The following is a 13,502-nucleotide window of genomic DNA, read 5'->3' as shown; positions in this document are numbered from 1 at the left end:
CTCGCTGGGCCTCAAAGGGCCCCGTAAAGGCGGTGTTGGGCAATATACCCCGCTACCGCATCGCCCACCATGGGGCGGATGTCCTCGCCACGCGACGCCCGGTCGCGCACCTCGGTGGAAGAGATCGCCGATGCCGGCATCTCGATGATCTGAACCCGGTGCAGCATGCCGGCAAGCTCGGGCGGCGCCTGCACCGGGGTGCCGGCCCGCGCCGCCACGGCCAGCGTGACCCGGTCCAGCAGGGCCGGCCACTCGCGCCAGGTGTGCAGGCGGGCGTACTGGTCCTGGCCGATCAGCAGGAAGAGCTGCTCGCCCGGGTGAGCCGCCAGACGGGCCCGCACGGTGTCTATGGTGTAGCTGGCGCCGTCGCGCTCCAGCTCGCTATCGTCTACCGCAAAGCGCGGCTCGCCGGCAATCATCAGCTCGACCATGGCGCGCCGGTGCGCGGGCGAGGCCAGGCCCCGGCCGCCGCCGGCCTGCAGCTTCTGCCAGGGCCGCCCGGCGGGCAGCCACAGCAGCTGGTCCAGGCCCAGCTGGGCCAGCGCGCTGCGCGCCAGCGAGAGATGGGCCAGATGCACCGGATCGAAGCTGCCGCCGAAGAGGCCGATCCGCGCGCCGCTTGGCGCCGAGCTCAAGACCTGGCTCAAAGCCACAGCGCGCTGGGCGCCTCATGCGCCCAGTCACGCGGGCGCAGAAAGTCGGTGTACAGACGTGCCTCGGGCGTGCCGACCTCGGGCTGCCAGTCGTAGCGCCATTTCACCAGGGGCGGCATGGACATCAAGATGGATTCCGTGCGCCCGCCCGACTGCAGGCCGAAGAGCGTGCCGCGGTCGAAGACCAGGTTGAACTCCACATAGCGACCGCGCCGGTAGGCCTGGAAATCGCGCTCGCGCTCGCCATAGGCATAGCCCTGGCGGCGCTCCACGATAGGCAGATAGGCCGGCACGAAGGCGTCGCCCACGGAGCGCAGCATGGCAAAGGAGGCGTCAAAGCCGCCCTCGGCGTGGTCATCGAAGAACACGCCGCCGATGCCGCGCGGCTCGTTGCGGTGCTTCAGGAAGAAGTACTCGTCGCACCAGGTCTTGAAGCGCGGATACAGCGCCTCGCCATGCGGGTCCAGCGCCGCCTTGCAGGTCCGGTGGAAATGCTGGGCATCGCGCTCGTAGCCGTAGTAGGGCGTGAGATCCATGCCGCCGCCGAACCAGACCACGGGCGCGGCATCGGCCGGCAGGGCCGCGAACATGCGCACATTCATGTGCACCGTGGGCACAAAGGGGTTGTGCGGGTGCAGCACCAGCGACACGCCCATGGCCTCGAAGGGCGCGCCGGCCAGCTCGGGCCGGTGCTGGGTGGCCGAGGGCGGCAGCACCCGGCCGCGCACATGCGAGAAATTGCAGCCACCGCGCTCGAAGAGCGCGCCGTTCTCGATCAGGCGGGTCAGGCCATCGCCTTCCAGGCGGCCACCGGGCTCGCGCTCCCAGCCATCGCTGATGAAGGGCTGGCCATCGGCCTGCTCCAGCGCCGACACGATGCGCTGTTGCAGACCCAGCAGATACTCGCGCACCGCCAGGGTATGAATCGTCATGGCTTCTCCAGGAGTCGCACGGGGCTGGCCAGCTCGGGCCGCTTGCCCTGCTTGCCGGCGTAGAGCTCGGCCATCAGGGCGAAGTCGGCGGCCTTGTCGCCACTGAGTTGAACAAACTGCCTCAGGGTGACGGTCTTGCTCGGAAAGTCAAAGGAGGCCAGGCCCACCGGGACCCCGGCCTGCAGGGCCAGCTGGTAGGCGCCGGAGCGCCAGCCGCCCTTGAGCGAGCGCGTGCCCTCGGGCGCCGCCACCAGCCAGAAGATCTCGTCGCGCTGCTGCGCGGCACGCAGCTGCGCCGCGGTCTCGCTCACCAGACCATGGGCGCTGTCGCGCCGCACCGCCACCCCGCCCAGCCAGCGCAGCCAGGCGCCGAAGAGCGGCACGCGAAACAGGCTGTCCTTGGCCCAGAAACGCAGAGGCAGGCCCAGCGTCCATTTGGCAAACAGGCCCACCGGGAAGTCCCAGTTGGAGGTGTGCGGATAGACCAGCATCACGCCCTGGCGGCCGGGCAGACCCTGGCAGTCCAGGCGCCAGCCCGCCAGGCGGAACAGCGCCCGAGCCAGCAGGCTGCCGCGCGGATGCAAGGAGAGCGACGCTGCCTCCAGCAGCTGGGGCGCGCTAGGCCGGGACGCGCTCAACGCCGGCTCACCGCCCGGTGGCCGATATCGCGGCGGAACTGCTTGCCTTCGAAATGGATCGGCGTCAGGGTGTCATAGGCCAGCTGCTGCGCGGTGCGCACCGACTCGCCCAGGGCCGTCACGCAGAGCACGCGGCCGCCCGAGGTGAGCAGCTTGCCGTCCTGCTCGGTGGTGCCGGCATGGAAGATCATCACATCGGCCGCGTCGGCGGGCAGACCGCTGATGGCGTCGCCCTTGCGCGGCTGCAGCGGATAGCCCTCGGCCGCCATCACCACGCCCAGGGCCACGCGGCGGTCCCATTGCAGCTCCACCTGATCCAGCGTGCCGTCGGTGGCATGCATCAGCAGCTCGAAGAGATCGCTCTTCAGGCGCATCATGATGGGCTGGGTCTCGGGGTCGCCCATGCGGGTGTTGAACTCCACCGTGCGCGGCTGACCCTTCTCGTCGATCATCAGGCCGGCATAGAGGAAGCCGGTGAAGGGAATGCCGTCCTTGGCCATGCCCTGGATGGTGGGCATGATGATCTCGTGCATGGCCTTGGCGTGCACATTGGGTGTGACCACCGGAGCCGGCGAGTAGGCCCCCATGCCGCCGGTATTGGGGCCGGTGTCACCATCCTGCAGGCGCTTGTGGTCCTGGCTGGTGGCCAGGGACACCACGTTCTTGCCGTCACACACGACGATGAAGCTCGCTTCCTCGCCGCTCATGAACTCCTCGATCACCACCCGGGCGCCGCCCTGGTTGTGCACCACACCCAGCTTGTTGTCTTCCAGGATCCAGTCGATGGCCTCATGGGCCTCGGCCAGCGTCATGGCCACGACCACGCCCTTGCCCGCGGCCAGGCCGTCGGCCTTGATCACGATGGGCGCGCCCTGCGCTTGCACATAGGCATGGGCCTGGGCCGCATCCGAGAAGGTCTCGTAGGCCGCCGTGGGAATGGCGTGGCGCTTCATGAAGTCCTTGGCGAAGGCCTTGCTGGACTCCAGCTGGGCCGCCGCCTTGGTGGGGCCGAAGATGCGCAGGCCGCGGGCCCGAAACTCGTCCACCACCCCGGCCGCCAGAAAGGCCTCGGGGCCCACCACGGTGAGGGCGATCTTCTCGGCCTCGGCGAAGTCGGCCAGGGCCTTCACATCGCTCAGGGCAATATTCTTCAGATGCGGGTTGCGGGCCGTGCCGCCATTGCCCGGCGCCACAAAGACCTGGCTGACACGCTCGGCCTGAGAGAGCTTCCAGGCCAGCGCGTGCTCGCGGCCACCATTGCCAAGAACAAGAACTTTCATTCCTGGATTTCCGCGTTGTGATAAATCTCCTGGGTGTCGTCCAGGTCCTCCAGCACGTCCAGCAGCTTCTGCATGCGGACAGCGTCCTCACCCGAGAGGCTCACCGTGTTCTCGGCGCGCATGGTGACCTCGGCCACCTCGGGCTTGAGGCCGGCGGCCTCCAGCGCGTTCTTAACGGCTTCGAAGTCGCCCGGCGCGGTCAGCACCTCGATGGCGCCCTCGTCGTCGGTGACCACGTCCTCGGCACCGGCTTCCAGGGCCACTTCCATGACCTTGTCCTCGGAGGTGCCCGGCGCGAAGACCAGCTGGCCGCAATGCTTGAACTGAAAGGCCACCGAGCCGTCGGTGCCCATATTGCCGCCGTACTTGCTGAAGGCGTGGCGCACCTCGGCCACCGTGCGCACACGGTTGTCGGTCATGGTGTCGATCATGATGGCCGCGCCGCCAATGCCATAGCCTTCGTAGCGGATTTCCTCGTAGCTCACGCCGTCGAGATTGCCCGTGGCCTTGTCCACATTGCGCTTGATATTGTCGGCCGGCATATTGGCGGCCTTGGCCTTCTCGATGGCCAGGCGCAGACGCGGGTTCATCGCGATATCGCCCCCGCCCTGACGGGCTGCGACGATGATTTCGCGCGTCAGACGCGTCCAGATCTTGCCGCGCTTCTCATCCTGACGCCCCTTGCGGTGCTGAATATTGGCCCATTTGGAATGACCAGCCATTGACTCGTTCTCCTGGCGAGCACAGCCCATGCATCCGGTGTCCGGGCGGCTCAAATTTGTTGGATAGACTGCGATTTTAGTTCCGACATCAGATCCCTCCGCGATCCGAGTCTCCTCTGAAGCGCAAGGCGCTTTAACCGTCAGCCCTGGAAACCCCATGTCCGACCCCATCCTGCTGGCCCGTCACGCTCAGACCGAGTGCCACCTCTTGCCCGCCCTGGCCAACCGCCACGGCCTGATCACCGGGGCCACCGGAACCGGCAAGACCATCAGCCTGCAGACCCTGGCGGAGAGCCTAAGCAAAATCGGCGTGCCGGTCTTCATGGCCGATGTGAAAGGCGACCTGACCGGCATCAGCCAGGCCGGCGCCTCCAGCGCCAAGCTGCTGGCGGTGCTGAAGGAGCGCGGCATAGCGCCGCCCCAGCCCCTGGCCTGCCCCACCACCTTGTGGGACGTGTTCGGCGAGCAGGGCCACCCGGTGCGCGCCACGGTCTCGGACATGGGCCCCCTGCTGCTGGCACGCATGCTGGCGCTCAACGAGACCCAGGCCGGCGTGCTGCAGCTGGTGTTCAAGATTGCCGACGACAGCGGCATGCTGCTGCTGGACCTCAAGGACCTGCGCGCCATGCTCCAGCATGTGGGCGACAACGCGAGCCAATACACCACCGAGTACGGCAATGTCAGCGCCGCCAGCATCGGCGCCATTCAGCGCGGCCTGCTGCAGGTGGAAGAGCAAGGCGGCGACAAGTTCTTCGGCGAGCCCATGCTCAATATCGCCGACTTCATGCAGACCGAGGGCGGCCTGGGCGTGGTGAACATCCTGGCGGCCGACAAGCTGCTGGCGGCGCCGCGCCTGTACGCCACCTTCCTGCTGTGGATGCTGTCCGAGCTCTTCGAGACCCTGCCCGAGGTGGGCGACCTGGACGCCCCAAAGCTGGTCTTCTTCTTCGACGAGGCCCACCTGCTCTTCAAGGACGCCCCGGCCGCCCTGGTGGAGCGCATCGAGCTGGTCGTGCGCCTGGTGCGCTCCAAGGGCGTGGGCGTGTACTTCGTGACCCAGAACCCGCTGGACATTCCGGACGCGGTACTGGGCCAGCTGGGCAACCGGGTGCAGCATGCGCTGCGCGCCTTCACCCCGCGCGACCAGAAGGCCGTCAAGGCCGCGGCCGAGACCATGCGCGCCAAGCCCGGGCTGGACATCGCCAGCGCCATCACCGAGCTGGCGGTGGGCGAGGCCCTGGTGAGCCTGCTGGACGAGAAAGGCCGCCCCAGCGTGACCGAACGGGTCTTTGTGCTGCCGCCGGGCAGCCAGATCGGCCCCATCACGCCCGAGCAGCGCGCCGCCTTGCTGAAGAACTCCCTGGTGGCCGGGGTCTACGACCAGGCGGTGGACCGCGAGTCGGCCTACGAGCAGCTGCGCGGCCGCGCGGCCGGCGCGCCTGCTACCGCAAGCGCCAGCAGCGGCGGCCCTGCCGGCCAGACCGAAGCCGGCGGCGGCATGCTGGACGGGCTCAAGGATGTGCTCTTCGGCTCCACCGGCCCGCGCGGCGGCCGCCGCGAGGGTCTGGCCGAGGCAGCGGCCAAGTCGGCCCTGCGCTCCATGGGCACGACCGTGGGCCGCGAGATCATTCGCGGCGTGCTGGGCAGCCTGCTGGGCGGTGGTGCGGGCAGCAGCAAGCGTCGGCGCTGAACGCTGGGTCGCCGCTTGGCGACCAGGCATTGCACTTCGCGCCCTGCGGACGCCTCCCGTCGCGTGCCGCTGGCGCGCCCGCGACCGCTCGGACACATTGTGGTCCTACCCCTCGTCAACCCGCTACGCCCCATGACACAAGCCGCCAAGCCGCCGCACTGCAAGAGCGGCGGGTCCCAGCCCCAGCCTCTGTGGCGTGAGCTGCTGCGCAATGCCCTGCACGCCGCCCTCCTCTGCCTGGCGGTCGGCATCCTCCTCGCGGCGCCCCGGCAATGGCGGAATCTGGGACTGGAGCTGAGCTACTCCTTCGCCATCGGCATGCAATGCTGGATCTTCATCGATGGGGGCCGCGCCCTCGTCGCCAAGCTGCTGCAGCGCCGTCGGCCCGACGATCCGCGCTACGCCGGCGGCTGGCCGGGCACGCCCTGGATGGCGGTTTGCGTGCTGCTGGGCTCCATCCTGGGCTTCAGCCTGGGTCTGCCCCTGGGAGATCTGCTGACGGGCCGACGCTCGGTCTATTGGTGGGAAGCCAGTTGGGGGGCAGCAGCCGGCACGGCCTTGCTGACCCTGGTCGTGGCCAGCCTGACCACCGGCTACTTCTACATCCGCGGCCGCATGCATGCGGCACAGGCCGAGGCCGAGCAGGCCGCTCGTGTGGCGGCCCAGACCCAACTCCGGCTGCTGGAGGCGCAGCTTGAGCCGCACATGCTGTTCAATACCCTGGCCAATCTGCGGGTGCTCATCGGCATCGATCCGGCCCGAGCCCAGACCATGCTGGACCAGCTGATCTCCTTCCTGCGCGCCACCCTGAACGCCTCGCGCCAGGGCAGCCACAGCCTGCAGGACGAGTTCGCACGCATCTCCGACTATTTGCAGCTGATGCAGGTCCGCATGGGTCAGCGGCTGCAGACCGAGCTGGATCTGGCGCCTGCGCTGCAGGCCCTGCAAGTCCCGCCGCTGCTGCTGCAACCCCTGGTGGAGAACGCCATCAAGCACGGACTCGAGCCCAAGATCGAGGGCGGACGCCTGACGCTGAGGGCCAGCATCGAGGGCGAGCAGCTGCTGCTGCAGGTCATCGACACCGGTATCGGACTGGCGGCCGCCGCGAGCGGGGCCGGCGCCGAAGGCACGCGCTTCGGCCTGACGCAGGTGCGTGATCGCCTCCAGACCCGCTACGGCAGCAGCGCTCGTCTAGTCCTGGCCCCCGGCCCCGATGGCAGCGGCTGCCTGGCTACCGTGCACATTCCCCTCAGCGAGACACAAACCCCTCCGACGCCATGAACCCGCGCCCCACCGCCCTGATTGCCGAAGACGAATCCCTGCTCGCCGAGCATCTGCGCAGCGAGCTGGCCGCCTTGTGGCCGGACCTGGACATCGTCGCCATGGCGCCCCACGGCCAGGCTGCCGTGGAGGCCGCTCTGGCCAAGCAGCCCGACATCTGCTTTCTGGATATCCGCATGCCCGGCATGAGCGGGCTAGAGGCCGCGGCCGCCCTGACGGAAGACTGGCCACAGGGCCAGCCCTTGCCACTGCTGGTCTTCGTGACCGCCTACGACCAGTATGCGCTGCAAGCCTTCGAGCATGCCGCGGCCGACTATGTGCTCAAGCCGGTGCAGCGAGAACGCCTGAGCCAGTGCTGTGCCCGGCTGCAGTCCGCGCTGAGCGCGCGCGCGCAGCCCCAGCAGCCGGCCCACGATGCCGTCCAGCAACTGCGCGAGCTCCTGAACAGCACCCAGCTGCTTCAGAGCCTCAACCCCGGCAGCCCGGCCGGCACGGCCTCCAGCACCGCCCCGCTGCGCCTGCTGCAGGTGGCCGTGGGCAACAGCATCGTGATGCTGCCGGTGGACGAGGTGATCTATTTCGAGGCAGCGGACAAGTATGTGCGGGTGCTGACGGCGCAGCGCGAGTATCTGGTGCGCATCTCCCTGCGCGAACTGCTGCCCCAGCTTGATGCACAGCGCTTCTGGCAGGTGCACCGCAGCCTGGTGGTGCGCAGCGATGCGATCGCCCGCGCCGAGCGCGACGAGGCTTCGCGCCTGAGTCTGGTGCTGCATGAGCGTCCGGAACGCCTGGGCGTGAGCCGGCTCTACGCCCATCTCTTCAAGGCGCTCTGAGCCAGCGCTGAGACAACAGGTATCGCGCGGCGGCCAAGAAAAAACGCCTGCCGCATGCGCGACAGGCGTTGAATTGGCAGTTGAGGCCCGCCCCTCAAGAGGCGGGCGCCGTCCGGCCTGAGATCAGAACTCGTAGCGAGCCGTGATCTGGGCGGCCCACTGGGACTCACCCTTGGCCTGACGGGTGGTGTAGTCGGTCACCTTGCCATCCACGTAGTAGACGTAGTTGCCATTGGCGTCCATGCCACCGTAGTTGACGAAGCTGCGGCGCTGACCGCCTTGCGACTCGAAGCGCAGCTCGTCGATACGGCCCCAACGCTTGTTCAGCAGATTGCCGACGTTCAGGATGTCCAGGCTGATCACGCCCTTGTGACGGCTAGTGAAGCCGGGAACTTCCTGGCTCAGACGCAGGTCAAAGCTGTTGACGAAGGCGGCAAAGCTGGAATTGCGCGACACCACGGAACCCTTGGCGGCGGACAGGGCCGAGCTGCCGTTGACGATTTCCCAGAAACGCTTCTCGGCGGCGGCGTTGTCGGCCAAACCGCTGTTCTGTGCCGGACGGAAGACCACGCCCGCGGCGCCGGGCGCGCTCGGGATGTACATCAGGTCATTGGTGACGTTGTCACCATTCATGTCGTTGGCATAGGTCCAGCTGTAAGGCTTGCCCTTGCGACCTTCGTAGAACAGACCCACGGTGGTCTTGTACTTGCCCACGAAGGCACGCGACCAGTTGACGGCTGCGCTCACACGATCACGCACCAGATAGGCCGAGTTCGCCGCCACATCCTCATTGGGGTTGTAGATGGCGCGCGAGTTGAAGTTGGAGTTGGCCACCGACGAGGTCAGCGGGCTCACCTCGGTCGCGCTCATGCGGGTGTAGGCCACCTGCCAGTTCAGACCGTACTGGGGCATGGCCTTGGACAGCGACAGGGTCACGGCATCGCCGCCGCCCTTCTTCGTCTCGGTGGCCAGCAGCACGTTGTTGAAGTTGGCATTGCTCAGCGCGCGCTGAGAGCTGCGACCGGTGCCCGGAGCACAGGCGCCGTTGGTCGAGAAGTTACCGTTGCTGCTGAAGCAGTTGGCGGTGTAGGACTGCGGCATCCAGAACATCTGGCGGCCATCGACCTTGCTGGTAAGGGTCGGGTCACCCAGGTTCAGGTGCTGGTAGTACAGGCCGGAGTGGGTCTTGGTGTGCACCCATTCAGCACCCGCCACCAGACCGAACCAGGGCAGCTCGGCGTCATAAGCCAGGTTGAACTTCCAGACGGACGGCTGGCCCAGGCCCTTGGCGATGTAGTCCACATTGGCCGCCGGCGGCACGCCGGCCACCGTGGTGGGCTGATTGTTGGGGTCCGGGTTGAACAGGGTGTTGTTGGTCGGGCAGGACGTGCCGCAGGTGATGATGCGGGTGGCCATGCCGGTGTTCGAGTAGGGGTTGGCCAGCCAGACATTGGCGGCCGCGCCCTGGAACAGACCCAGACCGCCACGCACCTGGGACTTGCGCTTGTTGGCCGCATCCAGGGCGTAGTTGAAGCTCAGGCGCGGCTGCAGAAGGTCGGTGCCATCGGCGGTCTGGCTGTTATCCAGACCGAAGCCGCCTGTGGCGCGGTTGACCGTGTTGGAGCCCGTGACGCTACCGGCCACCGTGGCCGCCGCCGCCGTGGGGTTGAAGGTGGGCTTGTCATCGGTGGACAGGCGGTCATAGCGCAGACCGAAGCCCAGGGTCAGCTTGTCATTGACGGCCCAGGTGTCCTGCAGGAACAGGCCGGTGCTGGTGTGCGTGAAGCGGGCGGCCCCTTGATCCAGCGTGGCGCCAGCGACCGGCACTTGGTAGGAGTAGGTCAGCGCGTTGCCGCGGCTGAAGTTGTCCAGCACCTGAGCCTCGCACTGCGCAAACGTCAGATTGCTGCCGCAGGCGAAGGTGTAGTTGCCCTTGGTGTCCTGGAAGAAGGCGTTGAACACCTTGTTGCGCTGCAGATCACCACCGAACTTGATCTCGTGATCACCCAGCACCAGGTTGGCGCCCAGGTAGGCGTCCAGCGTCTTGGTGTCCAGGACATTGAAGTGGCGGCTGCGCTCGGTGCCGAAGTTCAGGAAGCGGTTGCTGCTCGCGGACACACCGGCCGGGGTGCCAGCCGGCGCGGCACCGCTGAAGCGCAGCGCCATGGACGGCAGGTTGCTGTAGTTCTCCGGCACGCTGTTGTAGTCGCGGCTGGAGACCTTGAGCTCGGTGGAGAAGTTCTGGGTCCAGTCCGAGAAGAGTTGGGCCACCACGGTGTCCACGGTCTTCTGCTGGGTAAACCAGGCGGAAGTCAGTTGCAGCGAGGTGGCGCTGTAGCCGGTAAAGCTGCCGTTATTGGTCTCGGACTGCTCGGTGCGAGAGAAACGCATGTTCGCGCGATGCTGCTCGCTGATGTTCCAGTCCAGCTTGAGCAGGGCGTCACGGACGTTCAGCTTGGTCTTCTCGTTCAGCGAGCCCACATCCATGCCATAGCGCGTCTTGGCCAGCTGCTGCAGCTTGGTGATGGTGTCTGCGGAAATGGCCACATTGGTCAGCGAGGAGCCGACGGGGCCGAATTCCGGCTGGGCACGGTCGCTCTTGAGTTCTTCAATGCTGGCAAAGAAGAAGAGCTTGTCCTTGATGATGGGGCCGCCCAGGGTGGCACCCTTGGTCTCTTCGGTGAACGCCAGCGGATAGAAGTAGCTGTCGTTGCTGCGGTTGTAGCGCTGCCCGGACAGGCCGTCATCACGGTAGACGTAGTAGACGCTGCCCTTGAGCTCATTGGTGCCCGACTTGGTCACGGCGTTGATATTGGCGCCGGTGTAGCCCTTCTGGGTTACGTCATAGTTGGACAGGTTCACCTGGACCGACTGGATGGCGTCGATCGAGATCGGCTGCTTGGCGGTCGGCAGGTTGTTGGACTCCAGACCGAAGGTGTCACTGATGTTGACACCGTCCACGGTGATGGAGTTGAAGCGCGAGTTCTGACCCAGGGCCGAGATCTCGCCACGCTCCTTGTCGGTCTGTGCCAGACGCGGATCGATACGGGCATAGTCCTGCAGGCTGCGCGAGATTGAGGCATAGGCATCCAGCTCCTGACGGCTCAGGCTGGTGCCGGCGCCGGTGGCCCCGGCGTTGTAGGCGCCGACCTGAGCGCGGGAGCCGGACAGCACCACGGTGTCCAGCTTGTTGCCGCCCAAGGTCACATCCAGATTCAGGGTCTCGGCCAGTGCCAGATAGATGCCGTCGCGGACTTCCTTGTCAGAGCCCTTGCTCACGGTGATCACATAGGGACCGCCCACGCGCAGGCCGCGCAGCGAATAGCGACCTTCGGCGTCGCTCACCAGATTGTTGACCGAGCCCGACTCGCGGTGCTGGACGCTAACGTTTGCGCCCGCAATAGCTTTGCCATCTGCGCCGATCACACGACCGCCGATGGCGGCCGTGGTGTTCTGTGCCATGACCGGGGCCGCGACGACGATGGCCGCAGCCGCGCTGAGCGCGGTCCTTGTGAAACTCCAACGGTTGCTATTCACTTTTCACTCCTCGAGATGAACGCAGACTCGCGCCTGCCATGCCCTGACGTTAAAAAACTGTACTGCCGCCTCAGGCCGCAAACGTTTGAGTTCGCGGTTTCCACACACCGAGGAAGTACCGCTTGTAAAACGCAAACGTTTGTGGCTCCCAGAGCCTGCAGCCGGGAATCCAAGAACTCAGACACCCGGACCGACGTGGGCAGCGCTTCAGGCCAAACCGCAGACGCAAGCTACGTGCCAGAGCGGGTAAAACCTGATCCCGCCAATCCGCGCCCATCAGGCCCATCAGGCCCGACACACTCTTGGCCGACTGTTTCAGTTTCGCGACGGACTATGTAGTCCTCGTGACAGGCCTTGCTTCGTCCGCAGGCAGCGCCAAAAAACAACAAGCATTGGGCTCAGCCGCGAATCTGGGCTGCCGAATTATCGTGGGGCGACGAGCAGCCAGGCGGATGCCTCGTTCGGCAAGCGATTCGGTGTTTTCCCTAGGAATCAGATCTAGAATCCTGACGCCAAACTGACTCTCGCCAACATCAAGGAGCCCGCCATGACCTTGAAGCAAGCCTGCCAGGTGCGCCGATGGATGCAGTTGCATGGCGGTCGCCACCCGGTTGAGCTCCAGGTCTGGGACCTGGTGCTCATACTCTGGGTCTTGGGCTGGGCCGGCGTGCCCGGTCTGCTGCTGAGCGACCTCTGGGTTGCCCTGCCCTTGTGCCTGCTGGGCTATATGCTGCCCACGGCCTACACCCAAATGCGCCTGCACCTGCACCGCTGCGGCAAGCTGCGCTGCGACTGGCTGACCGCGCTATAGGCACTTGGCGCGCCCGCCTCAGAAAGCAGCAAGGCCCTCCGAACGAGGGCCTTGGGTTCAGGATCCCGGGCGGCGTGAGCCAGCACCTGCCGATGAGCTGCCGTTCAGTGCACCGCCAGGCCGATCCACTCGCCCGTGCTTTGATAGCGCTGGAACAGCTCCAGAGCCAATTCCCGCAGCGCTTCATCGCTGCTGGCATAGGCCGCGGCCAAGCGCTCGAAGGCATACAGCCGGTCATACAGCATGCGCGTGGTCTGCAGGCCCAGACGCTGGCGATGCATCAGCGCTTGCAGCTGCTCCAGCTCGGCCGCATTGACCGGCGCCAGCATGGGCAGGCCCAGTTCCGGCAGCTCCACACCGCCCAACTCGGCATACTCAGACCAGGCCAAACCCTGGCGGGCTTGGACGGGAACAAGGTGCTTGGGAACGATCATGGTGGCTCTCTGCGCAATCCGAATGCGCTCATGATGCCGCCCGCGCCCCGAACTTAAGCCGGAAAAAGCCCGGCTTTCACCCCCTGCTTGCGCTCAAGTTCCGCCCCGATGCATCACGGGGCCGGTGGCGCGTATGAATTCATCCAGCTTGCCGCACCATTGCGCCGAGGGTGACTCCAGCTGCTCCAGCGAGAGCACGCGCACCCCGGCATCGGCCAGCATCTTGTCCGAGGCGCTGTTGAGCGCCACCTGGTGCGACTTCTTCTCCAGATAGACCACCTGGGCAATGCCCACCTGAATGATGGACTGGGCGCAGCGGGGACAAGGGAACTGTGTGGTGTAGATGGTGCTGCCGGTCAGAGGCAGGACCACGCAGTTGAGGATGGCATTGACCTCCGCGTGCACGATATAGCTGTGGCGCGACTGGAAGGGGTCGGCGTCATTGTCTGCCCAATAGGCCGGATCCTGATCGTTGCAGCCCCGCGGCAGGCCGTTGTAGCCCACGCCCACGATCTTGTTGTCCACGCTGGCAATGCAGGCCCCGTTGCGCTTGCGATGATCCTTGGAGCGCGACGCCGCCAGCAGGGCCACGCCCATGAACATGGAATGCCAGGGAATCAGCGAATGGTTGTGCTGCAAAGCGGCGTCGTGGTCTTGCATGGCGCTGGCCGGGATAAGCTCTGCGGCGCAG

At 66.4% G+C, this 13,502-nt stretch carries 12 protein-coding genes; 4 read left to right on the top strand and 8 right to left on the bottom strand.

All coding sequences use genetic code 11. The features are described 5' to 3' along the window. Window positions 1-11: 11 nt before the first annotated feature. Genes nadD through DFR39_RS05715 form a run of 5 tightly spaced genes read right to left on the bottom strand, consistent with a single transcriptional unit; the run spans window position 12 to window position 4,225 of the window. Window positions 12-635, bottom strand: coding sequence for a nicotinate-nucleotide adenylyltransferase (gene nadD, locus DFR39_RS05735; RefSeq protein WP_133602590.1), 624 nt, complete (start codon window positions 633-635; stop codon window positions 12-14). 8 nt (window positions 636-643) lie between these two features. Beyond that, window positions 644-1,585 carry an oxygen-dependent coproporphyrinogen oxidase gene (gene hemF, locus DFR39_RS05730; protein WP_133602589.1) on the bottom strand — a complete coding sequence of 314 codons (942 nt, stop codon included), beginning with the start codon at window positions 1,583-1,585 and terminating at the stop codon, window positions 644-646. Further along, window positions 1,582-2,223 (bottom strand): 1-acyl-sn-glycerol-3-phosphate acyltransferase, encoded by a 642-nt coding sequence (locus DFR39_RS05725; protein ID WP_211343811.1) that lies wholly within the window; start codon window positions 2,221-2,223, stop codon window positions 1,582-1,584. Before DFR39_RS05725 ends, hemF begins: the two co-directional genes overlap by 4 nt. After that, a complete protein-coding gene (gene purD / locus DFR39_RS05720) occupies window positions 2,220-3,503 on the bottom strand; it encodes a phosphoribosylamine--glycine ligase (protein ID WP_133602588.1) in 1,284 nt (427 codons plus the stop codon). The genes DFR39_RS05725 and purD overlap by 4 nt, the downstream gene beginning before the upstream one ends. Beyond that, window positions 3,500-4,225 carry a YebC/PmpR family DNA-binding transcriptional regulator gene (locus DFR39_RS05715; protein WP_133602587.1) on the bottom strand — a complete coding sequence of 242 codons (726 nt, stop codon included), beginning with the start codon at window positions 4,223-4,225 and terminating at the stop codon, window positions 3,500-3,502. The genes purD and DFR39_RS05715 overlap by 4 nt, the downstream gene beginning before the upstream one ends. A gap of 157 nt (window positions 4,226-4,382) precedes the next feature. Here DFR39_RS05715 and DFR39_RS05710 point away from each other — a divergent pair, with 157 nt between their 5' ends. From DFR39_RS05710 to DFR39_RS05700, 3 genes are all read left to right on the top strand, one after another. Continuing rightward, window positions 4,383-5,915 carry a helicase HerA-like domain-containing protein gene (locus DFR39_RS05710; RefSeq protein ID WP_133602586.1) on the top strand — a complete coding sequence of 511 codons (1,533 nt, stop codon included), beginning with the start codon at window positions 4,383-4,385 and terminating at the stop codon, window positions 5,913-5,915. A gap of 132 nt (window positions 5,916-6,047) precedes the next feature. Continuing rightward, window positions 6,048-7,196, top strand: coding sequence for a sensor histidine kinase (locus DFR39_RS05705; RefSeq protein WP_133602585.1), 1,149 nt, complete (start codon window positions 6,048-6,050; stop codon window positions 7,194-7,196). Further along, window positions 7,193-8,029 carry a LytR/AlgR family response regulator transcription factor gene (locus tag DFR39_RS05700; RefSeq protein WP_133602584.1) on the top strand — a complete coding sequence of 279 codons (837 nt, stop codon included), beginning with the start codon at window positions 7,193-7,195 and terminating at the stop codon, window positions 8,027-8,029. The genes DFR39_RS05705 and DFR39_RS05700 overlap by 4 nt, the downstream gene beginning before the upstream one ends. A gap of 123 nt (window positions 8,030-8,152) precedes the next feature. Here the strand turns inward: DFR39_RS05700 and DFR39_RS05695 are convergent, their stop codons facing one another. After that, window positions 8,153-11,566, bottom strand: a complete 3,414-nt coding sequence (locus DFR39_RS05695) for a TonB-dependent receptor (protein WP_246030707.1) — start codon at window positions 11,564-11,566, stop codon at window positions 8,153-8,155. Window positions 11,567-12,113: 547 nt separating this feature from the next. Between DFR39_RS05695 and DFR39_RS05690 the strand changes: the two genes are divergently transcribed. Next, window positions 12,114-12,377, top strand: coding sequence for a hypothetical protein (locus tag DFR39_RS05690; protein ID WP_133602583.1), 264 nt, complete (start codon window positions 12,114-12,116; stop codon window positions 12,375-12,377). Window positions 12,378-12,481: 104 nt separating this feature from the next. Here the strand turns inward: DFR39_RS05690 and DFR39_RS05685 are convergent, their stop codons facing one another. Together DFR39_RS05685 and DFR39_RS05680 are read right to left on the bottom strand one after the other, a co-directional pair. Continuing rightward, the gene (locus DFR39_RS05685) at window positions 12,482-12,811 is read right to left on the bottom strand and encodes a hypothetical protein (RefSeq protein WP_133602582.1); all 330 of its coding nucleotides are present in this window, start codon (window positions 12,809-12,811) and stop codon (window positions 12,482-12,484) included. A 93-nt stretch (window positions 12,812-12,904) separates the two neighbouring features. Next, window positions 12,905-13,471, bottom strand: a complete 567-nt coding sequence (locus tag DFR39_RS05680) for a deoxycytidylate deaminase (RefSeq protein ID WP_133602581.1) — start codon at window positions 13,469-13,471, stop codon at window positions 12,905-12,907. Between the last annotated feature and the right edge of the window lie 31 nt (window positions 13,472-13,502).

Source organism: Roseateles asaccharophilus (assembly GCF_004362405.1).
GTDB lineage: Bacteria > Pseudomonadota > Gammaproteobacteria > Burkholderiales > Burkholderiaceae_C > Kinneretia > Kinneretia asaccharophila.
Note: the sequence above shows the minus strand (reverse complement) of the source record. Positions and strands in the feature narration are given on the sequence as shown.